The sequence below is a fragment of the Sorangium sp. So ce327 genome (genome assembly GCF_051530205.1).
Taxonomy (GTDB): domain Bacteria; phylum Myxococcota_A; class Polyangia; order Polyangiales; family Polyangiaceae; genus Sorangium; species Sorangium cellulosum_B.
The window spans coordinates 8,766,560-8,792,238 of the sequence record NZ_CP150330.1 but is presented as its reverse complement, the minus strand read 5'-3'; the positions used below and the strand labels follow the sequence as shown (position 1 = coordinate 8,792,238).

At 72.1% G+C, this 25,679-nt stretch carries 19 protein-coding genes; 16 read left to right on the top strand and 3 right to left on the bottom strand.

The features are described from left to right. Nucleotides 1-23: 23 nt before the first annotated feature. Nucleotides 24-314, bottom strand: a complete 291-nt coding sequence (groES, locus tag WME95_RS32770; protein WP_012238539.1) for a co-chaperone GroES — start codon at nucleotides 312-314, stop codon at nucleotides 24-26. 453 nt (nucleotides 315-767) lie between these two features. Between groES and WME95_RS32765 the strand changes: the two genes are divergently transcribed. From WME95_RS32765 to WME95_RS32715, 11 genes are all read left to right on the top strand, one after another. After that, nucleotides 768-1,373 carry a hypothetical protein gene (locus WME95_RS32765; protein ID WP_437542940.1) on the top strand — a complete coding sequence of 202 codons (606 nt, stop codon included), beginning with the start codon at nucleotides 768-770 and terminating at the stop codon, nucleotides 1,371-1,373. Then, nucleotides 1,373-2,038: a hypothetical protein gene (locus WME95_RS32760; protein WP_437903284.1), complete on the top strand. Its 666-nt coding sequence runs from the start codon at nucleotides 1,373-1,375 to the stop codon at nucleotides 2,036-2,038. The genes WME95_RS32765 and WME95_RS32760 overlap by 1 nt, the downstream gene beginning before the upstream one ends. A gap of 136 nt (nucleotides 2,039-2,174) precedes the next feature. After that, nucleotides 2,175-3,029, top strand: coding sequence for a response regulator transcription factor (locus tag WME95_RS32755; protein ID WP_437903283.1), 855 nt, complete (start codon nucleotides 2,175-2,177; stop codon nucleotides 3,027-3,029). A 359-nt stretch (nucleotides 3,030-3,388) separates the two neighbouring features. Further along, nucleotides 3,389-5,329 carry a hypothetical protein gene (locus tag WME95_RS32750; protein ID WP_437542933.1) on the top strand — a complete coding sequence of 647 codons (1,941 nt, stop codon included), beginning with the start codon at nucleotides 3,389-3,391 and terminating at the stop codon, nucleotides 5,327-5,329. Nucleotides 5,330-5,401: 72 nt separating this feature from the next. Then, entirely contained in the window at nucleotides 5,402-6,406 is a 1,005-nt protein-coding gene (locus WME95_RS32745) for an AAA family ATPase (RefSeq protein ID WP_437323898.1), read from the top strand. 18 nt (nucleotides 6,407-6,424) lie between these two features. Next, nucleotides 6,425-7,378 carry a DUF58 domain-containing protein gene (locus WME95_RS32740; RefSeq protein ID WP_437542928.1) on the top strand — a complete coding sequence of 318 codons (954 nt, stop codon included), beginning with the start codon at nucleotides 6,425-6,427 and terminating at the stop codon, nucleotides 7,376-7,378. A 2-nt stretch (nucleotides 7,379-7,380) separates the two neighbouring features. Next, on the top strand, nucleotides 7,381-9,288 hold the full coding sequence (locus WME95_RS32735; RefSeq protein ID WP_437903282.1) for a vWA domain-containing protein: 1,908 nt from the start codon (nucleotides 7,381-7,383) through the stop codon (nucleotides 9,286-9,288). Continuing rightward, nucleotides 9,285-12,107, top strand: coding sequence for a VWA domain-containing protein (locus WME95_RS32730; RefSeq protein ID WP_437903281.1), 2,823 nt, complete (start codon nucleotides 9,285-9,287; stop codon nucleotides 12,105-12,107). The genes WME95_RS32735 and WME95_RS32730 overlap by 4 nt, the downstream gene beginning before the upstream one ends. A 324-nt stretch (nucleotides 12,108-12,431) precedes the next feature. Then, complete coding sequence (locus WME95_RS32725; RefSeq protein WP_437903280.1) at nucleotides 12,432-13,274, top strand: homocysteine S-methyltransferase family protein; 843 nt, start codon at nucleotides 12,432-12,434, stop codon at nucleotides 13,272-13,274. 28 nt (nucleotides 13,275-13,302) lie between these two features. Then, nucleotides 13,303-14,679 (top strand): glutamate--cysteine ligase, encoded by a 1,377-nt coding sequence (locus WME95_RS32720; protein ID WP_437903279.1) that lies wholly within the window; start codon nucleotides 13,303-13,305, stop codon nucleotides 14,677-14,679. A 63-nt stretch (nucleotides 14,680-14,742) separates the two neighbouring features. Then, complete coding sequence (locus WME95_RS32715; protein WP_437542919.1) at nucleotides 14,743-16,056, top strand: hemolysin family protein; 1,314 nt, start codon at nucleotides 14,743-14,745, stop codon at nucleotides 16,054-16,056. Nucleotides 16,057-17,777: 1,721 nt separating this feature from the next. Here WME95_RS32715 and WME95_RS32710 read toward each other — a convergent pair. Next, entirely contained in the window at nucleotides 17,778-19,694 is a 1,917-nt protein-coding gene (locus WME95_RS32710; protein WP_437903278.1) for a HEAT repeat domain-containing protein, read from the bottom strand. A gap of 189 nt (nucleotides 19,695-19,883) precedes the next feature. On the opposite strand from WME95_RS32710, the gene WME95_RS32705 reads away from it, so the two are divergent. The 5 genes from WME95_RS32705 (at nucleotide 19,884) to WME95_RS32685 (ending at nucleotide 25,260) form a co-directional block, all read left to right on the top strand. Further along, nucleotides 19,884-20,828, top strand: a complete 945-nt coding sequence (locus WME95_RS32705) for an XdhC family protein (RefSeq protein ID WP_437903277.1) — start codon at nucleotides 19,884-19,886, stop codon at nucleotides 20,826-20,828. Then, on the top strand, nucleotides 20,825-21,469 hold the full coding sequence (locus WME95_RS32700; RefSeq protein ID WP_437903276.1) for a nucleotidyltransferase family protein: 645 nt from the start codon (nucleotides 20,825-20,827) through the stop codon (nucleotides 21,467-21,469). Before WME95_RS32705 ends, WME95_RS32700 begins: the two co-directional genes overlap by 4 nt. 100 nt (nucleotides 21,470-21,569) lie before the next feature. Beyond that, on the top strand, nucleotides 21,570-23,879 hold the full coding sequence (locus WME95_RS32695) for a xanthine dehydrogenase family protein molybdopterin-binding subunit (RefSeq protein ID WP_437903275.1): 2,310 nt from the start codon (nucleotides 21,570-21,572) through the stop codon (nucleotides 23,877-23,879). Continuing rightward, nucleotides 23,876-24,358 carry a (2Fe-2S)-binding protein gene (locus WME95_RS32690; RefSeq protein WP_012238522.1) on the top strand — a complete coding sequence of 161 codons (483 nt, stop codon included), beginning with the start codon at nucleotides 23,876-23,878 and terminating at the stop codon, nucleotides 24,356-24,358. The genes WME95_RS32695 and WME95_RS32690 overlap by 4 nt, the downstream gene beginning before the upstream one ends. Then, a complete protein-coding gene (locus WME95_RS32685; RefSeq protein WP_437903274.1) occupies nucleotides 24,355-25,260 on the top strand; it encodes an FAD binding domain-containing protein in 906 nt (301 codons plus the stop codon). Before WME95_RS32690 ends, WME95_RS32685 begins: the two co-directional genes overlap by 4 nt. Here the strand turns inward: WME95_RS32685 and WME95_RS32680 are convergent, their stop codons facing one another. Next, nucleotides 25,261-25,464, bottom strand: a complete 204-nt coding sequence (locus tag WME95_RS32680) for a hypothetical protein (RefSeq protein ID WP_437903273.1) — start codon at nucleotides 25,462-25,464, stop codon at nucleotides 25,261-25,263. Nucleotides 25,465-25,679 lie beyond the last annotated feature (215 nt).

Below are 25,679 nucleotides of genomic sequence, written 5' to 3'. Positions count from 1 at the left end.
CTAAGTTCCTTCTGTCGCCCGCGTCACTTCTCGATCACGCCGAGGATGTCGTCCTCGCGGAGGATGAGGTGCTCCTCGCCGTCGATCTTGACCTCGGTGCCCGAGTACTTGCCGAAGAGGACGCGATCGCCCTCCTTGACGTCGAGCTTCCGCACGGTACCGTCCTCGGCGACCTTGCCGTTGCCGACGGCGACGACGGTCCCCTCGATGGGCTTCTCTTTCGCGGTGTCCGGAATGTAGAGACCTCCCTTGGTCTTCTCTTCTTCCTTCACGCGCTGAACGATCACGCGGTCCTGGAGCGGTCGAATCTTCATCTTTGCAAGTCCTCCGGGGACGAGCGCCGCGTCCCACGAACGGTGAGACCCAGCCGGCGCGAATGAGCGCGCCGGAAGGCCCCCTACGATTGCAGTCTGGGCACTTTGCTAGCACTCACCTGTGGCGAGTGCTAGCGAGCGCGCGGAAGATAGCCACCCCCTGGAGGGTGTCAAGAGTGGCCCCAGGCCGGCACTTTGCGCGTTGGCAGCCAGGCGCAGAGGTGGCTGTAAGTTCTGGAGATTGCAGGGGAAGGTGCGTGGCGCAAGGCTGGGCCCGGCGGAGCCCCTCGGCTAAAATGCGCTTATGAGGGCAAAGCTGCGGCAGCACAGTGACGCGATGCCCTCAGGGTCTCCAGCCCCAGGGAGGCCGTCAGGACGTGTCTGGTTGACCTGAGCGCGCGGTGGCCCGGGTTACGTCGGTATCCAGGGCACCCGCATAAGTGAGGTGCCGCTGTGAGCCAAGCGATCTCTCTCTCCCCGAGCATGACCCGCTATTTCCAGGAGGTTGTGGACGAGGCGCTCCGAGTTCGGAACGTCGCCGTAACCGAGGCGGCGTCGAGTTACCTCGTCGGTCTGCTCTGTGCTTTTGCTCACCCGGACGAGCATGCCGAGTCTGCCTTCAACCAGCCCCTGACCTTTCTTCTGCGCGACGCGCTGGAAGCCTCCGGAGCCGAGCGCTTCCAGCGGCTGCGTAACCTGGGAGACAGCGTCCTCTACGTGGTCGGTTTCTTCGGCGGCCACATCGAGCTGAAGGGGGTCGATCGCGGCTACGTGGTCGGGGTCGGGTCGACCGCCTACCACCATGCGGCCGCTATGCTGCGCCTCAATGCGCGCGTCGGCCAGGGGCCCGATGTTCTTTCGGAGATGGCCGAGAAATTCGAGCGGTTCGTGAGCGTCCTGAACGATGTGGCCGACGGTACGCTCGCGTCCGGGGCTCGGGACGAGCGCTCGGTGCTCCGGCTGTACGAGCGCTGGGTTCGTACGGGATCGAGCCGCCTCGCGGATGAGCTCGGAGCACGAGGGCTCGTGCCGAGCCGTGGTACGGGCGGGCTCAACTGATGCGGGGGGCGACCTTCCCGTCCCGGATCCAGGAGCACCTGGCCCGCACCTATGCGCTCGATGACGCGCCCGCGGTCGACGATTTCATCCGGCTGACGGACGGCAGCGCACGCGAAGCGCTGCTGATCCGGCACGCCGACGGGGATATCGAGATCGCGCTGCACCTGCCCCGCCGGGCGATCACGCGGGGGCGAGAGCGGACGTTCGACGAGATCTGCCAGATCGTCGAGGGCGTGAGCCACTTCCTCTATGTGGCCGAGCGGGCCCGCAGGGAGCTGCCGGCGACCCAGCTCGAGCTCGAGCTCCAGGCCGAGGTCGACAAATACGTGCTGCTCGTTTATGGCGATCTGGCTGACGAGGTCGAGCCGCCAGGCCCGCCGCTCCGGCGCCGCCACGAGGCGGCCCCACCCGGGGCGGGGCGCTTCGAGCCCGAGCGTGCCGCGCGGATCCGCGCCCATCTCTTCGAGCGGGTCACCTTCATGGATCCCCCGGGCACGGAGACCGGCGATCGCTACCGGATCGCGAACGATCTGGCGGCGCGGTTCGCGGGCCGACTCGAGGCCGAGTTTGCCCGCCACGGGCGTCACGCCGAGCTGCTGGCGGCGCTGCGACGCTTCTATGCGGCGGGGCAGACGGAAAAGATCGCCCTCGCGCGCGCCGCGTGAGCGCGTCCTCCCGGGTGCTCGGGGTCGCTCGGGAGGGCGGCGAACGGGCGGCGACGACGAAGAGCGCTCGCCGCGGCCGCGCGCTCTCGTTCTCTCTTGACCGGTTCGCGCGCACGTACTCTCATCCGCATCCACGATGCCTTCCGCGAGCACGATGCCGCCCCGTGTGCTGGTGGCCGAAGACGAACCGGCGATGTTGAGCCTCGTCGCGCGTCACCTGAGGAACCTAGGGTTCTCTGTGATCGAGGCTTCCGAGGGCGATGCCGCCTGGGAGCTCGCGCGCGAACACCAGCCGGATCTGGTGATCCTGGACGTGATGATGCCCGGCATGAGCGGCTGGGAGATCTGCAAGCGGCTGAAGAGCGACACGTCCGACGGACGGCCGTTCGCGAACACCGGCGTCATCATGCTCACCGGGATCGGCGAGAACCTGAACGAGATGACCTCGCCGCTCTTCGCCGCGGACGCCTGGTTGAACAAGCCGTTCGATTTCACGGATCTGGACGCGCGGGTGCGCGAGACGCTCGCGCGTTATGCGAAGCAGGTTCCTGATGCGAACGGCGCCAGGGGTCAGACGAGCGCGGTTGGCGAAGAGCGTGAAGCCGCGGCGCAGCCGTCTTCCAGAGAGCGGGCGACGGGGGCGAAGAAGTCGGCGGCAAACGGCGCCACGGCGAGCAGTGCGGCTGCGAAGCGGTCGGCCGCGACGAAGAAGCCGGTCACCAAGGCTGCGAAGAAGCCGGTCGCGACGAAGAAGCCGGCTGCCAAGGCAGCGAAGAAGCCGGTCGCGGCGAAGAAGCCGGCCGCCAAGGCGGTGAAGAAGCCGGTCGCCAAGGCAGCGAAGAAGCCGGTCGCGGCGAAGAAGCCGGCCGCCAAGGCGGCGAAGGAGCCGGTCGCGGCGAAGAAGCCGGCCGCCAAGGCGGCGAAGAAGCCGGTCGCGGCGAAGAAGCCGGCCGCCACGAAGGCGGCGTCCAAGAAGAAGTCGATGAAGTGATCCCCTCCGAGGCGGGCGCTGTGCGCAGCGGCCCGTCACCTTGTTCGCACGCAACGTACGCGTGCCGCCGCCAAGCCGGGCGCAGAGGAGCCGTCCGATCAGCGTTCGGAGGGAAGACCCCCACCCACCACCGGCAGCTCGCATCCAGGCCTGCAGCGCGCTGAGCGCAGAGGCTGCCCCGCACGGGAATCATCAGGGCTCGCCGCGCGTCATTCCCTCGTAACGTCGCGCGCAGCCTCCCACGTACGTCGCGCGGAGCCTCCCAGGAACTTTCGGGCGCCTGACCCGTCAGCAGGTACAATGCTGCGACGTTTCCCCTTCGAGGGCCCCCGCGGGGGGCGCCCGGAGCGCTGAGCACCGTGAGCGACTCTCGCACGAAGCAACTGGACCGCATTCGCAGCGCCGCGCTCGCGGTCGAGCTGAGGCTGCGGTTCGGGCGCGCGCTGCGCGCGCTGCCGAGCGCGCTGACGCTCGCGCTCGCGCTCGCCGCCGGGACGCTCGCGGTGCACAAGGCGCTCCCGGCGTACCTCGGCGAGCCGCGCGCGCGCCAGCTCCTCCTCGGCGCGGGGCTGCTCGTGCTGGCCACCCTCGTCGTGGCGATGCTGCGCCGCTTGCCTCCCCGCGCCGGCACCATCGCCCTCGATCGGCACCACGGCCTCCACGACCGGCTGACGATCGCGCTCGCCTTCGACGCGCTGCCCGCAGCGCAGCGCACCCCCCTGATGGAGGCGGCGATCGACGACGCCTGCGAGCACGCCGCAGGGCTGCGCCCCGCCGGCGCCGCGCCGCTCGCGCTCCCTCGCGAGCTCTGGACCTCCGCCGCGGTGGGCCTCGGCGTGCTGGCGGTGGCGCTGCTGGAGGTGCGCACCCCGCGGAAGCAGGCGCCCGTCGCGGCGACCATCGACGCGCTCACCATGTCGCCCGATGACATCGAGCTCTTCAAGGACGCGGCCAAGGCGCTCGATCGGCAGGACCAGAGCCCGGAGATGAAGTCCGCGGTCGAGCGGTTCAACCAGCTCATCGAGGACATCGCCAACAAGCGCCTCGATCGCACCGAGGCGTTCCGCCGCATGGAGGCGCTCGAGCGAGAGCTCCTCAAGGGCGCGGAGGCCGACCTGAAGGCGCTCGAAGAGGCGCTGAAGGAGACGGGGCTCGACCTCAAGAAGAGCGACCTGGCGAAGGGCGTGGGGGAGTCCCTCGAGAAGAAGGATCTCGAGAAGGCGAAGAAGGACCTGAAGGAGCTCGCCGAGAAGCTCCGCGACAAGAAGCAGAAGTTCGACAAGGCCGAGATCGAGCGGCTGCGCAAGGCGCTCTCCGAGGCGGCGTCGCGCCGCAAGGAGGCCCTCGCCGCGATCAACGAGAAGCGCGCCGAGGCGCGCGAGCAGCTCCTCAAGCAGAAGCAGAAGGCCTCCGCGAACGATCAGCAGAGATCCGAGCAGGAGAGGCTGCTCAAGAAGAAGGAGCGGGAGCTGGAGCGGCTCGACCGCGAGGCCGAGCAGAAGGAGCGGACCGGGCGCCAGCTCGACCGGCTCGATCGCGAGCTCGCCAAGGCCGCCGAGGATCTGATGCGCGATCTCGGGATGTCAGCGGACGATCTCGAGCAGGCGGCCGAGGACATCAACCGGATGCAGCAGGAGGAGATGTCCGAGCAGGAGAAGGAAGAGCTGCGCCAGCGGCTCGAGGAGCTCCGGGAGCTCGTGCGCCAGCAAGGGCAGGGGGGCAAGCAGCGGATGGCCAGGATGCTCCGCTTCGGAAAGCGCGCGCGCGGCAGCCAGGGCGGCGGCGAGGAGCAGCAGGGGCAGGGCCAACAGGGGCAGGGCGACGGCGAGCAGGAAGGGCAGGAGGGCCAGCAAGGCCAAGGCGGTCAGGGCAAGGGCGGGCAAGGCCAGGGGCAGGAGCTGGTGATCGGGCCCGGCGGCAAGAAGATCTTGATGCCCGGCGGCGGGCAGGGGCAGGGGCAGGAGGGGCCGGGGAGCGGGCAGGGCAACAGCAACGGCGGCAACCAGCCCGGGGGTGACGGCGTCGGCTCCGGCCGCGGCGGCGAGGTCGCGGGCAAGCGCACCGACCCGAAGATGGGGACCCAGGACGTCCAGGCGCAGGGGCTCGACACGCAGCAAGGGCCCTCGAACAGCGAGGTGATCCTCAGCGCGGCCGAGCGGGGCTTCAAGGGGACCGGCTACAAGAAGGTCTTCACCGACTATCACACGGTCGCAGAGCAGCAGATCAACAAGGATCAGATCCCTGATGGATACCGGTTCTACGTGAACCGGTATTTCCAGCTCATCAGGCCGCGCGAGTGAGTCGAGCCGGCGGCTCGAACGCGACCGCGCCTCACCAGGCGCTCCGCGGCAGCGGGCGCGAAGCAGGAAGTCATGGCTGAGAAGACGAAGGAAGCAGCGCGGGCCGAGGTGGACGAGTTCCGCGCGAGCATCGGAGAGCTGCGCGAGGAGGTGGGGAAGGTCATCGTCGGCAACCGCGAGGTGGTCGACGGCGTGCTCACGTGCATGCTCGCGGGCTCGCACGCGCTGCTCGAGGGCGTGCCGGGGCTCGGCAAGACGATGCTCGTCCGCACCATGGCCGAGGCGCTCGACCTCCAGTTCTCGCGCATCCAGTTCACGCCCGACATGATGCCCGCGGACATCATCGGCACCACGGTCATCGATGAGAACGCGGGCGGGCAGCGGTCGTTCTCGTTCCGCAAGGGGCCGATCTTCGCGAACATCGTCCTCGCCGACGAGATCAACCGGGCCACGCCGAAGACGCAGAGCGCGCTCCTCGAGGCCATGCAGGAGCACCGGGTCACGGTCTCGCGGCAGAGCTACACGCTGGAAGAGCCGTTCTTCGTCCTGGCGACGCAGAACCCCCTCGAGAGCGAGGGGACGTACCCGCTGCCCGAGGCGCAGCTCGATCGGTTCTTCTTCAAGCTGCACGTGCCGTTCCCCAGCCGCGACGAGCTGAACTCGATCCTCGAGCGGACGACCGGCACCGACGCGATCGAGGTGCGGCCGGTCCTGAACAAGGAGCGGATCATCGCCATGCAGCGGCTCGTCCGCGAGGTGCCCGTGGCGAAGCACGTCCAGGACTACGCGGTGCGGCTCCTCCAGGCCACCCACCCCGCCGAGGGAGGCAGCCTCGACGAGGTGAAGCGGTTCGTGAAGTTCGGCGGGTCGCCGCGCGGGGCGCAGGCGCTGCTGCTCGCCGCGAAGATCCGCGCCCTCTTCGAGGGGCGGTTCGCGGCGTCGGTCGACGACGTGCGCGCGTGCGCGCTCCCCGCCCTCCGGCACCGCGTGCTGCTCAACTTCGAGGGCGAGGCGGAGGGCGTGAAGACCGACGAGGTGCTGCAGGCGATCCTCAAGCACCTTCCGGAGAGCAAATGAGGCGCCGTCGAAGGTAGCATGGGGCTCTTCGACGCGTTCAAGAGGGCCGCCGCGCCGCTGCGCCGCATCTCCGCGCTCTCCGCGAGCGCCCCCGACGAGGAGCTCTTCGACGACGAGTTCCAGCGCAAGCTCGACTACCTCGCGATGGTGAGCCGCCGCGTCTTCTCGGGGGCGATGCGCGCGGAGCGGCGGACCAAGAAGACCGGCTCCGGGGTCGAGTTCGCCGACCACCGCGACTACGCGCCCGGCGACGATTTCCGGTACCTCGACTGGGCCGCGTACCAGCGCTTCGACCGGCTCCTCATCCGGCTCTACGAGGAGGAGGAAGACCTCTCGATCTACTTCATCGTCGACACGTCGGCGTCGATGGCGTTCGGCGACGGCGAGAAGCTGCGGCACGCAAAGCGCCTCGCTGCAGCGCTGGCGTACGTGGGGCTCGCCAACCTCGACCGCATCGCGATCGTCACCGCGACCGACGAGATCAGCGGGCGCATGCAGTCGACCCGCGGCAAGGCGCGCATCTTCAGGATCTTCCGCTTCCTCGGGCAGGCGCGCGCCGAGGGCCCGACCGACCTCGGCGAGGCGATGAAGACCTTCGTGGCGCAGCACAAGCGGCGCGGACTCGCCGTGATCCTCAGCGATCTCTACGATCCGGCGGGCTTCGAGCGCGGCATCAACGTCCTCCGGTACAACCGGTTCGAGCCGTTCGTGCTCCACGTCGTCGACGCGCGCGAGGCCCGGCCTGCGCTGCGCGGGGACGTGCGCGTCTACGACTGCGAGACCGGCGACGAGCGCGAGGTCACGGTGACCCCCAAGGTGCTCGAGCGCTACGCCGAGGCCTACGAGCAGTACCTCGACGAGATCCGCCGCTTCTGCACGTCGCGGCAGGTGAGCTACTTCCGCGCGGACGTGTCCGTCCCCTTCGATGAGCTGATCCTTCGCGTGTTCCGCAGAGGCGGCTTCCTCCGGTAGCGATGCTGCACTTCACCGGCGTTCCGCTGCAGACACTGCTCCAGATCGGCGCCCTCGCCGGGGCCGTGGTCGTCGTCTTCTACATCCTCAAGCTGCGCCGGCGGCCCGTCGCGGTCCCCTTCTCGAGGATCTGGGAGCGCATCCTCCGGGACAAGGAGGCGACGAGCCTGTTCTCGCAGCTGAAGCGGCTCCTGTCGCTGCTGCTGCAGCTAGCGCTCCTCGCGCTGCTCCTGCTCGCGCTGGGGGATCCGCGCCCGCAGGCGAACCTCGTCGAGGGGCGCAACATCGTCGTCCTCATCGACGCGAGCGCGAGCATGCAGGCCATCGACGTCGCGCCCTCGCGCATCGAGCTCGCGAAGGAAGAGGTCAGGAAGATGGTCCGCGGCCTCTCCGGCAGCGACCGCATGCTGCTGGCCCAGATGGACGCGGCCATCACGCCGCTGTCGACGCTCACCGGAGAGATCTCGGAGCTCGAGGCGGCCGTCGCGGCGGTGAGGCCGACCGACGCCACCGCCGACTTCGCGCGCGCGCTCCGCTTCGCGAGCGACACCCTGAGCGGGCTCCCGTCGCCGGAGGTCATCGTCGTGAGCGACGGCGCGCTCGGCGAGCCGACCGACGCCGGCGGACAGGTGCGCCTCGGCGACATCAAGCTCTCGTACCTGCCGATCGGCAAGGGATCGAGGAACGCCGCCATCACCGAGTTCTCGGTGCGGCGCTACCCGCTCGACAAGAGCCGCTACGAGGTGATGCTCGAGGTCACCAACACGAGCGACGAGCCCCTCGATCTCGAGCTGTCGCTGCTCGGCGACGGCCAGCTCACGGATCTGACGCGCATCCGGCTCAAGCCCAAGGAGAAGCTGCCCCGCTTCTATCCGAACCTCTCCGGCGCGTCGAAGACGCTCGAGGCGAAGCTCGCGCTGGCCGACGGCAGCTCGGACGACCTCCCCGCGGACAACCGCGCCTACGCGCTCCTCCCCGAGCGGCGCCGCGCGCGCGTGCAGGTCGTCTCCGCGGGGAACATGTTCCTCGAGGCGGCGCTGCTCCTCGACGAGTACCTCGACGTTACCTTCGTCGATCCGCAGCGGTACCCGGCGGCCTCGTCGTTCGACGTGACCATCTTCGACGGCGTGGCGCCGAGCGTCGCGCCGGGGAGCGGGAGCCTGCTCTACCTCAACCCGACAGGGACCAGCGTCCCGTTCGAGGTGGGCAAGGAGGTCCTCGATGACGACCCGAACTACCGCCTGGGCTTCGACGAGCTCGACGCGAAGCACCCGCTCCTGCGCTACACGGCGCTCAGCGACGTGAACGTCGCGCGCGCCCGCGTGCTCAAGGGCAACAAGGAAGACAGGGTCGTCGGCCGGAGCTACAAGGGCCCGCTGCTGATCGAGGGGCGGCGCAGCGGCGTGAAATTCGTCGCGCTCGGCTTCGACGTGCGCGAGAGCGATTTCCCGCTCCGCATCGCCTGGCCGCTCTTCCTGCTCAACGCGATCAACAACTTCGTCGAGGAGGACACGAGCTACATCTCCTCGTTCCGCACGGGCGCCGTCTGGCACATCCCGGCGTCCTCGTCCGCGGAGGTGGCCAGCCTGGAGCAGCCCGACGGGACGACGCGCGCGGTCCCCATCCAGGAGGGGCGCGCCGTGTTCCTCGGGCAGCACGCCGGCTTCTACACGCTGCGCGTCGGCGCCGCGGGCGCGCAGGAGGAGAGCATGTTCGCCGCGAACCTCTCGGCCCCGGAGGAGAGCGCGATCGCCCCCGCCGCCGAGCTCAAGGTCGACGGCCGCGGCGCGGGCGCGGTGAGCGAGTTCAAGATCGGCGTTCGCCGTGAGCTCTGGGTCTACCTGCTCGCGGCGGTGCTCCTCGTGACCGCGATCGAGTGGTTCACGTACCACAGGAGGGTGACGGTGTGAGCGCGTTCCGTGGTCGCAGGCTGCGCATCGCCGCGTGGGCCATCACATGCGCCGCCCTCGGCGGGCTCCTGTTCTGGGCGTACCGGAGGTACGTCCTCCTGCATCCGGATCCGACGCTGACGTGGGTGCGCGAGGGGGTGAAGTACGAGCTCCTCAACCCGAAGATGCTCGGCGCGATCCTGCTCGCGCCCTGGTTCGTCGGGGTGCTCGCTGGATCCCTCGCCGACCTCCCCCTGCCGCAGCGCGTGCTCTCGGTGCTGCTGCGGGTCGCGTTCGTCGCGCTGATCGCGCTCGGGCTGTCGCGGCTCGCGAGGTCCGCGACCACGGAGAAGGTCGCCACCATCTACCTCATCGACGTCTCCGAGTCGGTCACGGACGAGGCGCTCGACGACGCGCGGGCGACGCTCGACAAGGCGTTCGCCGAGAAGCCCGAGGACGGCGTCATCAAGGTGATCACCTTCGCGCGGCGGCCGCGGCTCGCCGAGCGCGCGGCCGGCGAGGCGGCCGGTCGAGAGGCGGAGCGGCGCGCGCCGCCCATCGGGCGCCACGTCGACGCGAACGGGCAGCGCGGCGATCTCGGCGCGGGCTCGAACCTCCAGGCCGCGCTGCAGCTCGCGTACGGGCTGTATCCGCCCGGCTACCTCAAGCGCGCCGTGCTGATGTCGGACGGCGTGCAGACGGACGGCGACGTGCTCGCCGAGGCCAACCGGGCGCGCGACGTCGGGGTGCGGCTGTTCTCCATCCCGTACCGGCGGCCCGCGCCGCCCGAGGTCGCGGTGCGAGAGCTCAGGATGCCCGACCGGGTCAAGGTCGGGGAGACGTTCGAGATCCACGCCGACATCTACGCCAGCCGCGCCACCAAGGCGCGCGCGCGGCTCTTCCAGGGGGAGGCGCTGAACGGCCTCGAGGGCATCCGTGACCTCGAGCTCAAGGCAGGGCCGAACGACGTCGTGTTCAAGAGCGTCGTGCGCATCGCGGGGCAGGTGACCTACGCGCTCGAGCTCGATCAGATCGCGGACGACAAGTTCAAGGAGAACAACCGGTACGCGACCACGATCGACGTGCCTGGGCGCCCGTCGGTGCTCTACGTCGAGGGGACGCCGCAGCACGCCGGCCCGCTCTCGAGCGCGCTCACTGCGCAGCAGTTCGACGTCGACGTCAGGCCGCCGGCAGGCTTCCCCGGCTCCCTCAAGGAGATGGAGCGCTACGACTTCCTGATCGTGTCCGATACCCCGAAGGAAGCGCTCAGCCTGCAGGGGCAGGAGATCATCGAGAGCTACGTGCGGGATCTCGGCGGGGGGTTCCTCTTCGCCGGCGGCGAGTCGGGGTACGGCCTCGGCGGCTGGTACCGCACCACCATCGAGCGGATCCTGCCGGTGCGGATGGACAACGAGCGAAAGAAGGACATGCCGAGCGTCGCGATGGCGCTCGTCATGGATCGCTCGGGATCGATGACCGGGCTGCCCCTCGAGATGGCCAAGGCCGCGGCGAAGGCGACCGCGGGGGTGCTGTCGTCGGACGATCTGATCGAGGTGATCGCGTTCGACTCGGCGCCGACGCGCTACGTGAAGATGCAGCCCGCGCGCAACCGCTCGCGGATCGCGGGCGAGATCGCGCGCATCCAGCCGGGCGGCGGGACCGAGATCTTCTCCGCGCTCGACGCCGCCTACCAGGACATGACCGTCACGCAGGCGCGCAAGAAGCACGTCATCCTCCTCACGGACGGCAAGGCGTCGACGGGCGGCATCCGGGACCTCGTGTCCGCCATGATCGCCGAGTCGATCACCGTGACCACGGTGGGCCTCGGGAACGACCTCGACGAGCAGCTGCTCAAGATGATCGCCGACGTGGGCGGAGGGCGCTTCCACGCGGTCCCGGATCCGAACAACCTGCCGCGGATCTTCACCAAGGAGACCGAGATGGTGGCGCGCGCAGCCGCCGTCGAGGAGTGGTTTCCGGTGACCCAGGTCGGCGACGCGGCGTTCCTCCGCGGCGTCGACGTCCGCACGGCGCCCAACCTGCACGGCTATGTCTCGACCAAGCTGAAGCCGCCGCCAGCCCAGGAGCTGCTCACGAGCGACACCGAGGAGCCGATCCTCGCGCGCTGGCGCGTCGGCCTCGGGTGGACGCTGGCCTGGACGACCGACGTCAAGGCGCGCTGGGCCGTCGAGTGGCTGAGGTGGCCAGGCTTCGAGAAATTCTGGGGGCAGCTCGTCCACGAGCACATGCGCCAGAAGCACCGGCGCGAGCTCGACATGAAGGCCGAGATCGTCGACGGCGAGCTGCGCGCGTCCGTCGACGCGTTCGGGGCCGACGACCGGTTCGAGAACAACCTGACCTCCCGGCTCAGCATCATCGGGCCCGAGCCGGGCGGCGCGACGCGGGTCGTCGACATGCGTCAGACCGCGCCGGGGCGCTACGAGACGGCGCTTGCGCTGGATCGGTACGGCTCGTTCCTCTTGCGGGCGGAGCACCTGCGCGAGGCCGAGGACGGCTCGCTCCGGCCCGTCGCCGTCAGCTACGGCCACGTCTCGAACCCGTACCCCCGCGAGTACGCGAGCTTCGAGCCCGAGCTCGCGATCCTCGAGAAGGCCGCGACGTCGACCGGCGGGGCGGTCGATCCGACCGGCGTGGCGGCCATCTTCGACCCGGCAGGGGAGAAGGTGACGTTCCACGAGGAGCTCTGGCAGCAGTTCATCTACGCTGCGATGGTGGTGTTCCTGCTCGATCTGTTCGTCCGCCGGGTGCGGCTCTTCGACCGGAAGTTCGTCGCGCGCCGGGGGCGAGGGGTAGGGGGCCGGCGCCTCCCGGCCACATGACGGCCCCTGGCAAAGCGGAGCTCCTCATGAGGGCCGATCCCCCGTTCCTCCCCGGCGCCGCGCCGAGCGCCGGTGCGCGTCCGTCAGGTTGTCCCCGACTCCGCTGCGTGGAACGCTGTGCTCCAGCCCGCTGGCCTGCACCATTTCGCGACGCGGAAGGGCCGTCTTGGGCTAGTTTCCCCTTATAGACCGGTGGTAGAGGAGCCCTGGAAAGCAGCGAAGGACGTGAATGCGCTCGAGGCCTCCACCTCTCGGCCTCCCGTGGGTCGTCCGCTCATCATCAGCGGCGATCCGCTCGCTTCGCTCCGCGGACGAGGCACCGCTGTGTCCTCCAACACCGCCCTCGGCCGGCTGCTCCGCGAGTCGCCGCGGGCGATCGCTGAGCTGCATGAGCAGGAGATCGCGCTGGGGATCGACGTGGTCCGGGCGCTCACGTCCGCGACGACGACGCGCGCCCTGGCGCCCATCGGCATGGCGTTCCGCGCCGCCGCGCTGACCGGCACCGCGGTCGAGCTCGCTACAGAGGCGGCGGGCGCGGCCGCGCGCCGCGTGGCGGTGGCGGGTATCCTGGGCCACACTGCTGCCGCGCCCATGGCCGACCGGATCGCGGAGGATTACGCCGTCCATGCGGCCAGGCTGGCGGCGGCCGGCTGCGAGATCCTCGTCGCGTGCGGCTTCGATCCAACCCAGGCAGCGTGCGTCGGCCCCACGGTCGCGCGGCTCGCGCGCCGCGCGGCGGTGGTCAGCGCCAGCACGACGCAGCTGGCGACGTGGGCGCTCGTGGAGCTCGACGGCGCAGGGCGCACCGCCGATGGCGAGGGCTTCGAGGAGGTCGCCCGCTCGGCCCTCGACAGCGGCGCGGACGCGCTGCTCTTCGAGGTGCCGTCGGTCGAGCTCGGGCTCAACGTGCTCCGGCGCCTCGAGGGCGTCGCGCATGAGGTTCAGATCGGCGTGCTGCTCGGCGCGGAGTCTATGCAGGCGGACGGTGCCGACCGCATCACGCCCGCCGAGATCTGCGATGCTTGGGCGGCGTCGGCGGCGCGGCTCATCGAGGCGGGCGCGCGAATGCTCGGGGGAGGGACGGGGACAACGCTGGCGCACCTGGGCGCGCTCGCGAAGATGCTCCGTACGACGCAGCGCGCGCCCCTTCTCAGGCGCGCGCTCTAAGCGAGAACGAAACCCAACCGGAAACGTGATGATGGCCGATGCAAGCCACGGGAGTGAGTCGAAGTCTCAACCGCTGGAGACGTTCGACGATCTGCTGTTTCCCTTCCACGAAGCCACGAAGCCCGAGGCCCTTCACCGGATCGGCGCCGAGGCGGAGAAGTTCGGGGTCGACGCCAGGACGGGCGCTGCCATCCCGTACGAGGGCGAGCGGAGCGTCCTCAACATCCTCCAGGCGCTCGTCGAGCGGCACGGGTGGACACCCGAGCACGAGACCCCCGGCGGTCCGCTGATCGCGCTCGCCCGGGCTGGCGCCTCGGTGACCCTCGAGCCAGGCGGGCAGCTCGAGCTGTCCGGAGCGCCCCTCGAGAACATCCACCAGATCTGCATGGAAATGAGCGGGCACCTCGCGGAGCTGCGCGACATCTCGGCCGAGCTCAAGCTGGCCTGGCTCGGCATCGGGTTCCACCCCTTCGCGAGGCAAGCCGATCTCTCCTGGGTGCCCAAGGCGCGCTACGCGATCATGCGGCGCTACCTGCCGACGCGCGGCGCGCACGGCCTCGACATGATGCGCCGCACCGCCACCGTGCAGGCGAACTTCGACTACGCCAGCGAGGAGGCGGCGATGCGCGCGCTCCGCGTGTCGCTCCGGCTCTCCCCGCTCGTGACGGCGATGTTCGCGAACTCCCCGTTCTACGAGGGGGCGCTGTTCGGCGGGCGGAGCTACCGCGCCAAGGTCTGGCTCGACGTCGACGCCGCGCGGCAGGGGCTGATCCGCAACGTGCTCGAGCGCGGGCGCCGCTTTTCGGACTACGTCGCATGGGCGGTCGACGCGCCGATGTTCCTCATCAAGCGCGACGGCGAGGTGCTCGAGAACACGGGGCAGACCTTCCGCGCCTTCCTGGAGCACGGCTTCGAGGGGCACCGGGCCACCCGCGGCGACTGGGAGATGCACCTCAACACCCTCTTCCCGGAGGTCAGGCTGAAGCGGACCCTCGAGGTCCGCGGCGCGGATTCGCTGCCGGCCAACCTCGTCTGCGCGCTCCCGGCGCTCTGGGCGGGCATCCTCTACGACGCGCGCGCGCTCGACGAGGCCGACGCCCTGTCCGAGAGCTTCAGGTTCGACGAGCTCGAGGCCGTGCGCCCGAAGATCGCCGAGCGCGCGCTCCGCGCCACGTTCCGCGGCAAGCCGCTCGCGGCGCTGGCCGAGCGGCTCGTCTCGATCGCCTCGGGCGGCCTCGAGCGGCGCGCGCGCCTGAACAAGAACGGCAAGGACGAGCGCGTCCACCTCGATCGGCTCAGCGCGCTCATCGCCAAGGGGCAATCCCCGGCCGATGCTCTGGTCGATGGACTCAGCAACGACGACCCGGACCTGCGAAGCAAGATCCTCGAACGTGCGAGGATCTAGCCGCGGCTCGTCGCCGAGGAGGCGCGGGGCGGCGGGCGCGCCGGGGGGAGGACGTCGACCGGCATGACGTTCGTCTACCTCCTGGGCACCTTGCTCCTGGTGCTCCTCAACGCGTTCTTCGTCGCGTCCGAGTTCGCCATCGTCAAGATGCGGCCGACGCGGCTGGAGCAGCTCGTGCGCGAGGGGGACGCGCGGGCCCGGCTCGCGCTGCAGATGTCGCAGCGGCTCGACGCGTACCTGTCCGCCAACCAGCTGGGCATCACGCTCGCGTCCCTCGGGCTCGGCTGGATCGGCGAGCCGGCCATCGCCCACCTCATCGAGCCGTTGCTCGCGCCGCTAGACGCCTGGTCGGGGGTCGGCGCGCACGCCATCGCCATCGGCATCTCGTTCATCCTGATCACGGCGCTCCACACCGTGATCGGGGAGCTCGCGCCGAAGTCGCTCGCGATCCAGCGGACCGAGAAGGTTACGCTCTGGGCGGCGCGGCCGCTGCACGGGTTCTTCGTCCTGATGTGGCCGGTCATCTGGGTGCTCAACTCGATGGCGAACGGGTTCGTCCGCCTCTTCGGGCTCCGGCCCGTGGGCGAGGAGGAGATCGCGCACACGTCGGAGGAGCTCCGGCTGCTCTTGACCAAGAGCCCCGCGGGGCTCGATCCGGCGCTGCGCAGCATGCTCGTGCGCATCTTCGATCTGCGCCGGCGCACGGCGAGGCACGTGATGTCGCTCCGCTCCGACGCGGCGACCCTGCGCGCGAACATGACGATCGAGGAGGCGGTGCGGATCGTGGCGGACGCCGGGTACTCCCGGTACCCGGTGCTCGACGAGCAGGGCAAGAACGTGCTCGGCTACCTGCACCTGCGCGACCTGTTCGACGTCCTGAGCCACCGCCGCCGCGCGGCGCGCGTGGCCGAGCTGCTCCGCAAGCCGATCTTCGCGCGCGAGAACACCTCGGTCGAGCGCCTCCGCCTCGAGATGCAGGCGCGCCAGGTGCCGGTGGCGATCATCACGTCGGCCTCGGGCGAGTTCATGGGGCTCGTGACGATGGAGGACCTCATCGAGGAGATCGTCGGGGAGATCCGCGACGAGAACGACGAGGAGGTGCCGCCCATCCACCGCCGCGGCGGGGGCATCGTCGACGTCGACGGCCGCGTCCTGCTGACGGACCTGGAGCGCGACGCGCACATCGTGCTGCTGCCCGAGGTGAAGACCGTCGAGACGGTCGGCGGCTACATGCTCGGCCGGCTCGAGCACCCACCCGAGGCGGGCGAGCGCGTCGAGTGCGAGGGCTACACGCTCGTGGCAATGGATGTCGCCGGCCGGCGGGTACGGCGCGTCCGCATCGTCCCGACCGACGCGGCCGGGGGCGAGCGGTCATGACGAGCGCGGCTCCCCGCTCCGCGGATCCGCGCGCCAGCGCCGTCCGTCAGGGGCGCCGCCTCCGAGCGTACGCGGCGAGGCGCGCACCCTGGAATCGGTCGCCCTGTGGACGAACGGCGCGCGGATCCAGGTACAAACTTCGGCGGACCGGTACTACCCTGGCTTCGTAAGTGGAAACGCTTGCAACTCGGATCTTGCGCGATGGCCCGCTGAACGAGCTCGACGCCGTCGGCTGGGCCATTCGTCTTGCGAAGCGGATCGAGGCGCTTCACGCCCTCGGCGTCGCGCACGGCGCCATCTCGCCGGAGTGCGTGCTCACGACCGCGGTCGATCGCACCTCGAAGGCGATCCTGGCCGACCTGCGCCAGACGCCGAGCCGCATCGCGTACCAGTCGCCCGAGCGGGTGGGGGGCGGGACGCTCTCGGCCGGCGACGACGTGTGGGCCATCGCGGCGACGCTCTACGAGGTGCTGACCGGGGCGAGCGCCTTCGGCGGCGGGAGCGACGCCGAGACGCGGCAACGGATCTCGAGCTCCTCGCCGGCGCCGCTCGCCGTCTTCGACGTGGGCGACGACGATCTCCAGCGGGTCCTCGACGATGCGTTCCAGCGCGATCGCTCCGCGCGCACGACCAACGCCGCCGCGTTCCGGCGCGCGCTCGAGGAATGGCACCCCGATCCCGCGGTGCGCACGCTGCTCCCGCTCGACGACGAGGACGCGACGAACGACGAGGACGACGACGAGGTGCGCACGCTGATGCGGGTCTCGCCGTTCAGCTCGAGCCAGCTCGACGAGGTCATCGCGCAGCGCGCGGCGGCGGCGGCCGCGGGTCAACCGGCGCCGCCCCTCCCGGCCGAGCGCGCGCGGCCCCCGGCGGCGCAACCCGGCGCGTCGGCCCCCAGGGCGGGCGCCGCCCCGATCCCCAGGGCGCCCGCCGCGGCTCCGGCCGCGCAAGGGCGCGCCCCGGTCGCGCGAGCGCGCGTTCCGGGTGTGGGGGCGGTCCCGGTGACCCAGACGTCCGGCGACGCCCGTGAGGGCTCGGAGCCCAGGATGGCCACGCGGGAGGCGACGCCCCTGAACTTCCGCGGGCCCGCTGGGCCAGCGGCCGCAGCGCCCGCGCGCTCCGGAGGAGCGGCGCCCGCCGCGCATCGCGCGCCCGACGCGGGGCGGCCCGCGCCAGGCGCGGCGCCGGCGGCTGGAGGGCCTCGAGAGCCGCCCGCTGCCGCAGCGCCGGCGCCGGCGTTCCCGGGGCGCGAGCGCCCGGACGCAGAGCCCGAAGCTGTCGCGAGACCTCAGCCCCGGAGCGGCGAGCTACCTTTCCTCGGCGATCTCGACGGGGACATGCTCGACGAGCCCACGCTCGATGCGCCCACGGTCGTCGACGACCGCGACGATGAGGATGACGACGACGTCCCCACGCGGACGCGGGAAGCTCCCACGCCGGTCGTGCCGCCCCTGGTCGACGCGACGCCGACGCTCGGCGCGCCCCAGGCGCTCGCCGATGCGGCGACAGGTCGCTCCGCTGCGGCGCCGCTCGAACGAGCCGCGGGGGCGCCCGCGGCCGCGTCGTCCACGAGGGCCGACGCGGGGGGCGGAGCGCTCCTCGGGCCGACCTCCGGCGCAGCCGGCGCGCTCAGCCCATCGCAGCAAGCCTCGGCGGCCACGCACGGCGCCGTCGCCGCGCAGCAGAGCGCGGCGCCCGCTCAGCGCGCAGCGCAGGGCTCAGCCGCGCCGGCGCCGTCGCCCCTCGGCGCGGCCGATGGCCTCGGTCTGATCACCGACGTGCCGCCTGACCGCTCGGGGCGGCTCGGGATCATCATCGCGGTGGTGGTTGCGCTGCTCCTGGCGGGGGGGGCGATGCTGTTCGCCGCGCAGCTCGGCCTGCTGGGGGCCGCGCCCACCGCGCCCGGCAGGGGGGTGGTCGAGCCGGTCCCCGCGCTGGCCGTCGCGCCGATCGTGGCCCGCTCGCGGCCGGATCGCCTCCTTGTGGAAGCTCTGGATCTGCGCGTCGAAGCCGCCCATGTCCACGCGCAGGAGCGTCTCGGGCCGGAGGCCTGAGCGGCGCGCGACGGCCTCGGTCCGCTCGGGGAACGGCGAGATCCACACCATCCTGCCGCCCGGCGCGAGCGCGCGCGCGGCGCCCTCGACGAAGCGATCGAGCATGGCGTCGAGATCTCCCGTGCGCTCGACGCGCCGCCCGAGGGGCGGGTTCGTCAGGATCAGCGTGGGCGCCTCGCCCGGGGGCGGCGCGCCGCCCGCGTCGCGCTGGAGGAGCTCCGCGCCCCGCGCGCCCGCGGCGTCGAGGTTCTCGCGCGCGATCTGCAGGGCTCGAGGATCGCGATCCGAGCCCACGAGCCGCCGGTACGGTCCGAGCAGGGCGCGCTCGCAGAGCTCGAGGCCCGAGCCGACGAACGGATCCCAGACGACGTCGTCGCCGCGCGCCCCCGCGATGCGCGCGAGCGCGGCCGCGATCGTCGGGTGCGACGCCGCGGGCACGTCGCCCCGGCGATACGCGAACCGTGGGTCGGGCAGGCGCGGCGCGAGCTCGACCCGGACACGGCCCGCGCCCTCGTAGACGACAACGTCCCACGTGCTCTGGGTCGGATCGTTGACGAGCTCCGGGGCCTCCGCCTCCACGGCCGCCGCGGCGCGGAACACCGCTGCCCTGCGCTTGCCGCCGCCGGCCCAGTCGATGCGGTAGCGGATCGCGCCCTGGGTGAAGCGGCGCAGGATCTCGCGCGCCTCCCGCGAGAGCAGCCGCTCCGCGACCGCCGCGGCGAGGTCGGCGCCCTGGTCGAGCTTCCGCAGCGGCAGCGGGAACGCGAACGACAGCATCGTGCGCGCCCCGAACAGGACGTCGAGGCGGCCGCTCAGCACCGCCTCGACCCGCGCGCCGCCGCACGGATCGCTCCGGAGCTCGGGGACGAGCGCCCCGCCGGGAGAGTCCGCGTCGAGCGCCGCGAGCTCCTCCGCGAGGATCGCCTCGAGCCCGCGCCGGCAGCGCACCGCCACCCGGAGGGGGCGCTCCGGCGCGCGATCGCCGGCGATCTCGGACGGCTCACCGCGCGTGAGGGTCCTCCTGGCCAGGAGCTCGGCGCGCGCGCGCACGCCGGCGATGTCGTCGCCGTCGAGCTCGGCCAGCGCCTCGAGCGCGGCGCTGCCGCCGACCTTGCCGAGCGCGTCGATGAGCGCGCGGCGGACGTCGGGCGAGCGCTCGCTGCGCGCCGCCGCGGCGAGCGCCTGCTCGACGAGCGCCCGCCCGGCGTCCGCCGCGTGCGGCTTACCGAGCGCCACCGCCGCCATGCGGCGCGTGCGGCGATCGTCGTCGCCGAGGCAGGCGAGCAGGTAGTCGCGCGCCCGCTCCGAGACCTCGGGATCGATCGGCCCCGCGGCCATCAGCTTGCCGACGAGCCGGGTGAGCGGCGCGCGCAGCGCGGGCGGCGCGCCGGCCGCGCGCTCGAGCGCGGCGGGCAGCGCCGCAGCGCCGGCGCGCCGCAGCGCCCGCTCCGCCAGCTCGGCGGGCTCATCGGCCGTCTCGAGCAGATCCATCAGGGCGGCGAAGTGGCGGCGGCCCGGCGTGAAGCCCGGATCGGAGAGGGCGCGCTGGAGGTCGGGGTCGAGCGTGGCGGGGGGGGTCATCGTGGCTTGTAGCTCCGCGTATTTATGTGGATCCCGGCGGTCACAGCGGGACGGGATCTCGGGGGACGCCAGCGCCGCTCTCCGAGCGCGCTCGACTTTCGCGACAAGCGCGGCGTTCCAGCAAGCTCTTTCGGCGCCGGGGCTCTCGGCGCTCTCGTTTTCGGTCGCCGGGTCGCTAGAGTCTCAACCATGCCGGATCTGAGCCAGGTCATCCCGAGGACGGCGTTCCCGCACGACGTGCTTCGGGCGGCCCTGGACGCGCTCGAGGCGGGGCGTCGGGTGGTGCTCGCCTCGGTGGTGGCGCGGCACGGCTCGGCGCCGTCGACGCCGGGGCAGAAGCTCTGCCTGTTCGAGGATCTCACCGCGATCGGCACGATCGGCGGCGGCGCCGTCGAGCGGGCGGCGCTCGGCATCATGGGGCGCGCGCTCGACGAGCTCGCCAGCGCGCCGAAGCTCGAGACGTTCCGCCTGGGCCCGACGCTGGGCATGTGCTGCGGCGGCTCGGTCGAGGTGCTCATCGAGCCGATGCTGCCCGCTGTGCACGTCCTCGTGATCGGCGCCGGGCACGTGGGCGCGTTCGCCGCGCCGCTCCTCGCGTCGCTGGGCTTCCGCGTGACCCTCTGCGATGCGCGCGCCGCCGCCGCCGACCCCGCCCGCGTGCCGGCGGCGGCGCCGCTCGCCCGCGCGCCGTCGGCGTACGACGATGCGCCGCGGGATCTCGCGCCGGCGCCCGGGGAGCAGGTGCGGCTCGTGCTCGCCGAGCACGACGACCCGGAGGTGCTGACGGGCCTGCCGAGGGAGCTCGGCGAGGCGGCGGCGCTCGTGATGACGCACGACCACGCCCTCGATCAAGAGGCGCTCGCGTGGGCGCTCGCGCGCGGCTTCGGGTACGTGGGCGGCGTCGGGAGCCGCGCGAAGGCAGCGCGAACGCGCGCGCGGCTCGAGGCGAGGGGGGTGCCGGAGGGCGACGTCGCGCGGGTCAGGATGCCGGTCGGCCTCGACATCGGGGCGCGCACGCCGGCCGAGATCAGCGTCGCCCTGGCCGCAGAGCTCGTCGCGTGGCGCGCGGGGCGGCAGCGCGCTCGATGGTCATCGGCCGGCACGACGTCCGCCGGAGAGGAGCAGGCTGGATGAATCGAGTGACCACGATCGTGCTCGCCGCGGGCGCGGGCAAGCGGCTCGGGGGGCCGAAGGCGCTCCTGGCGTGGCCGTCATCGACGAAGGGCGGGGCCGAGCGGCCGCTGGCGATCGCGCACGCGGAGGCCCGCCTCTCGGCCGAGAGCGCGCGGGTGCTCGTGGTGGTGCGCAGCTCCGTCTTTCACGCGCTGCTGGCCCATGTGCAGCCGGGCATCGACCTGGTCTCGTGGTCCGCGCCGGACGACCTCGGGCCGGCGGGCTCGCTGGCCGTCGCCACGCCGCGCATCGGCGACGCCGACGCCGTCATCGTGACGCCGGTCGACGTGCCGCCCGCGCGCGCCGCGACGGTGGCGCGGCTGCTCGCCCGCCTCGAGGCGGGCGCCTGCTTGACGACGCCGACGCCGCCGCTCGCGGTGCGGCCGCGACACCTCGGCCGCGGCGGGCACCCGGTGGTGCTGCGCACCGAGGCGCTCCAGCGCTACCTGGAGGCCGATCCACCGCCGCTCCGGGATCACCTGAGGGCGCTCGGCGACAGGTGCGTCGACGAGGAGGTGGACGATCCAGGGGTGCTGCACGACCTGAATGTGCCGGTCGACGTGCTCCGCGTGCTCGGGGGCCCGCCGCGCTTTCTCGCCTGAAGGCGGCCGGCGATCGTCCCCTGCGCGGGTCACGCCGCGGCGCGCTCGGGTCGACGCGTCCCCGGGGACCGGGCTATCGTCGGTCAGGAGGAGCATACGAATGGCGACGAGCCCTCCAGCGTCAGCGAGCACCGTGGGGAGCAGCGTGCCCCGTACGGACGGCCCTCCCAAGGTCACGGGGGCGTCGCGCTACGTCGACGACATCCCGGCGATGCCGGGGGAGATCTTCGGGCGCACCGTGCGGAGCCCCGTGCCCCGCGGGATCTTGCGGGGAGTGCGGCTCGACCCCGCGTTCGACTGGAGCGACGTCACCGTCGTGCTCGCCGAGGATGTCCCGGTCAACGTGGTCGCGCTGATCCTGGACGATCAGCCGATCCTCGCGACCGGAAAGGTGAACCACGCCTACGAGCCGATCGTCCTGCTCGGCTGCGCGGACCGGCTGAAGCTCGCGCGGGCGGTCCAGGCCGTCGCGCTCGACATCGATCCGCTGCCGCCGGTGCTCGACGCGCGCGCCGCGCTCGATGGTGGGGAGATCCTCTGGGGCACGGACAACGTCATCAAGCGGTACCTCATCACGCACGGGCGCGCCGACGCCGCGCGGGAGCGCGGCGAGGCGAGCGAGGCCGCGATCGACGCGGCGCTCGCGCGCTGCGAGGTGGTCGTCACCGGGACGTACGCCTCGCACCACCAGGAGCAGCTCTACATCGAGCCGCAGGGGGTCATCGCCTGGTGGGACGAGGCCGGCGCGCACGCGACGGGCTCGATCCAGTGCCCGTTCTACGTCCACAAGGCGTTCCTGAAGGCGTTCGGGCTCCCTCCCGATCGGATCCACATCACCCAGTCGGTGACGGGGGGCGGCTTCGGGGGCAAGGAGGAGTACCCGTCGATCATCGCGCTCCACGCGGCGCTGCTCGCGAGGAAGAGCGGCCGCCCGGTGCGCATGATCTACGACCGGACGGAGGACATCGAGGCGACGACGAAGCGCCACCCGGCGTCCTGCGAGATCACGAGCGGCTGCGATCGCGACGGCGCGCTGCGCGCGCTGAAGATCCGGATCCTCATGGACGGCGGCGCGTACGCGACGCTGACGCAGGTGGTCCTGTCGCGCGGCGCGCTCCACGCCGCGGGCGCCTACCGCTGGGACGACGTGTGGATCGAGGCGACCGCCGTGGCCACGAACACGCCCCCGAACGGCGCCTTCCGCGGCTTCGGCGCGCCGCAGACGATCTGGGCGATCGAGCGGCACCTCGACCGTGTCGCGCGGGAGCTCGGCTGCGATCCGCTCGATCTGAAGGCGAAGAACGTGCTTCGCCCCGGCGACTCGACAGCGACGGGGCAGGTGCTCCGCGTGAGCGTCGCGGGCGAGGAGTGCATCACGCGGGCGATCGCGGCGAGCGGTTACCGGCAGAAGCGCGCGGCCGGGCCGGTCGTCCGCGGGCGCGTGGCCCGCGGGATCGGGCTCTCGGTGTTCATGCACGGCGCGGGCTTCACCGGGTCGGGGGAGCGCTACTACAAGGGAAAGGTCGCGCTGGATCTCGCGCCCGGCGGGCGGCTCCGCATCCGCACGGCGTCGACGGACATCGGCCAGGGGACGGAGACGGTGTTCCGGCAGATCGCCGCGGACGCGGCGGGGCTGCCGCTCGATCGGGTCGAGTTCGCGGTGCCGTGCACGACGACGGTGCCCGACTCGGGCCCCACGGTGGCGTCGCGCACGGTGATGGTGGTCGGCTCGATCGTCGAGGCCGCGGCGCGGGAGCTGGCGAGCCGCGTGCGCGCGGAGCAGGCGTCGGCGCCGGCGGCGCTGAGCTTCGAGGAGGCGGCCGATCGGCTGCTGGCGCGCGAGGGCCAGGTGACGTCGCTTAAGCAGTACGAGCCGCCGGGCTACGTGCGCTGGGACGACGAGGCGTACAAGGGAGACGCTTACCCGTGCTTCGGCTGGGCGTGCGACGTGGCCGAGGTCGAGGTGGACCTCGACACCTTCGAGGTGACGGTCGTCGACTTCTGGTCGGCCACCGACGTGGGCAAGGCGATCCACCCGGTGATGTGCAAGGGGCAGATCGAGGGCGGCAGCCTCCAGGCGATCGGCTGGGCGCTCTCCGAGGAGATCGTCTGGCAGGGCGGCAAGATCAAGAACCCGCGGATGACCAACTACATCATCCCGACGTCGCTCGACGCGCCGCCGTTCCATGTCGTGCTCGTCGAGGAGCCGTTCCCGTTCGGTCCAGGCGGCGGGGCCAAGGGCATCGGCGAGATGCCGATGGATGGCGGCGCGCCCGCCGTGGCCGCGGCGGTCGAGCACGCGACGGGGATCGCCGCGTGCGCGCTGCCGCTCACGCCGGAGCGTTTGCTCGAGGCGGCGCGGGGCGCCGCGGCGTCACGCCATTTGGCGGGGAGAGGGGAGCGTCTATGAAGGTATCGCTCGTCGTCAACGGCTCGCCGCGCGAGGTCGATCTGCCGCCGCTCTCGCGGCTGCTCGACGCGCTCCGGGGGCCGCTCGGGCTCACGGGCACGAAGGAGGGGTGCGCGGAGGGCGAGTGCGGCGCGTGCACGGTGCTGCTCGACGGCGACCCCGTGAACGCTTGCCTCGTCGCGATCGGGCAGTGCGAGGGGCGGCACGTGACGACGGTCGAGGGCCTCGCCTGCGCCGGACACCTGTCGCCGCTGCAGCGCTGCTTCGTCGAGGAGGGGGGCGCGCAGTGCGGGATCTGCACGCCGGGCATGCTCCTCTCGGCGGAGGCGCTGCTCGCGCGGAGCCCGGATCCGTCGGAGCTCGAGGTGCGCGAGGCGCTCGCTGGCAACCTGTGCCGCTGCACCGGGTACCAGCGGATCGTCGAGAGCGTCCGCGCAGCCGCCGCGCTGCGCCGCGGCGGGGGAGGGGCGGCGCCGTGAGCCTCGCCGATCTGCGCCTGTTCGAGATGCGGCGCGTCGCCGGGCTCGGTCCGCTGTGCGAGATCGTGGCGGAGCGGGCCGCGCTGGGCGCGCCGGTCACGCTCCTGGCCGGCGGCACCGACTGGGTCGTCGAGCAGGAGCTCAGGCCTCCGCTCGAGGTCGCGGCAGGGAGCCCGGCGGCGCCGCTCGTCGTCGACGTGTCCCGGCTCTCGGAGCTGCGAGGCATCTCGCTCTCCGGCGACACGCTCCGGGTCGGCGCCGCGACGACCTACCTGGAGATGCTCCGGAGCGACGCGATCGCCGCGAGGGCGCCGCTCCTCGCGCGGATGAGCCGCGACGTGGGCGCGGTGCAGATCCAGGCGCGCGGCACGCTCGGCGGCAACCTGGCCACGGCGTCGCCGGCCGCCGACGGCGTCGCCGCGCTCGCCGCCTACGACGCGACCGTCGTGGTGCAGAGCGTCCGCGGGGAGCGGCGCATCCCGATGGGCGCCCTGCAGACGGGCTACAAGCGCACGTCGCGCGCGCCGGACGAGGTGATCGTCTCTGTGGAGATCGCGTTGCCGGCGCCCGGGTCGCCCTGGTACTGGCGGAAGATCGGCGCGCGACGGGCGCAGGCGATCTCGAAGGTCGCGCTCGCGGGCGTGGCCGAGGTGCGATCCGGGCGCGCCGCGCGGCTCGGGCTGGGGATGGCGTCGGTCGCGCCGACGACGGCGCTCCTGCCGAGCGTGCGCGCGCTCTGCATGTCCCGTCCGCTCGCCGAGCTCACCGCGGCGGAGATCGACGCGGCGGTCGCGCAGGACATCTCGCCCATCGACGACGTGCGCTCGACGCGCGCCTACCGGGAGCACTGCGCTTGCGGGGTGGTGCGGGAGCTCCTTCGGCAGCTCGGCGCGCCGGTCTGATCATTCCATCCAGTCGAGCTGCGCGGCCTCGGGCCTCCGGCTGCGCCCGCCGGCGAATGTCGGCCGCTCGTACGCTGGCGGCGGGAGCGGAGCCTCCGCGTCCATGTCGTGGCAGCGCGCGCATCGCCGCGGGGTGGTGGTGCCGGCCTGGAAGATGGTGACGCAGCCGCAGGCTGGGCAGATCATGCCGATGTCGTAATTCATGAGCACTCCTCGACGACGAACGCTCCGGGGCGGTCCGAGCGGCGGGAAGATGCGCTGAAGGAGCGACGTGGTCGCGACGGCGCGGCAACATCGCGTGGAAGCCTCGGCCCTGCCGGGCAGCCCATCGGAGGCGTGTCGTCGACGAGACGCCCGCCCTCTTCCATTCCGAACGCGCTCCTGGGCCTGAGAACGAGGCGGCCTCTCTCGGACCGGCG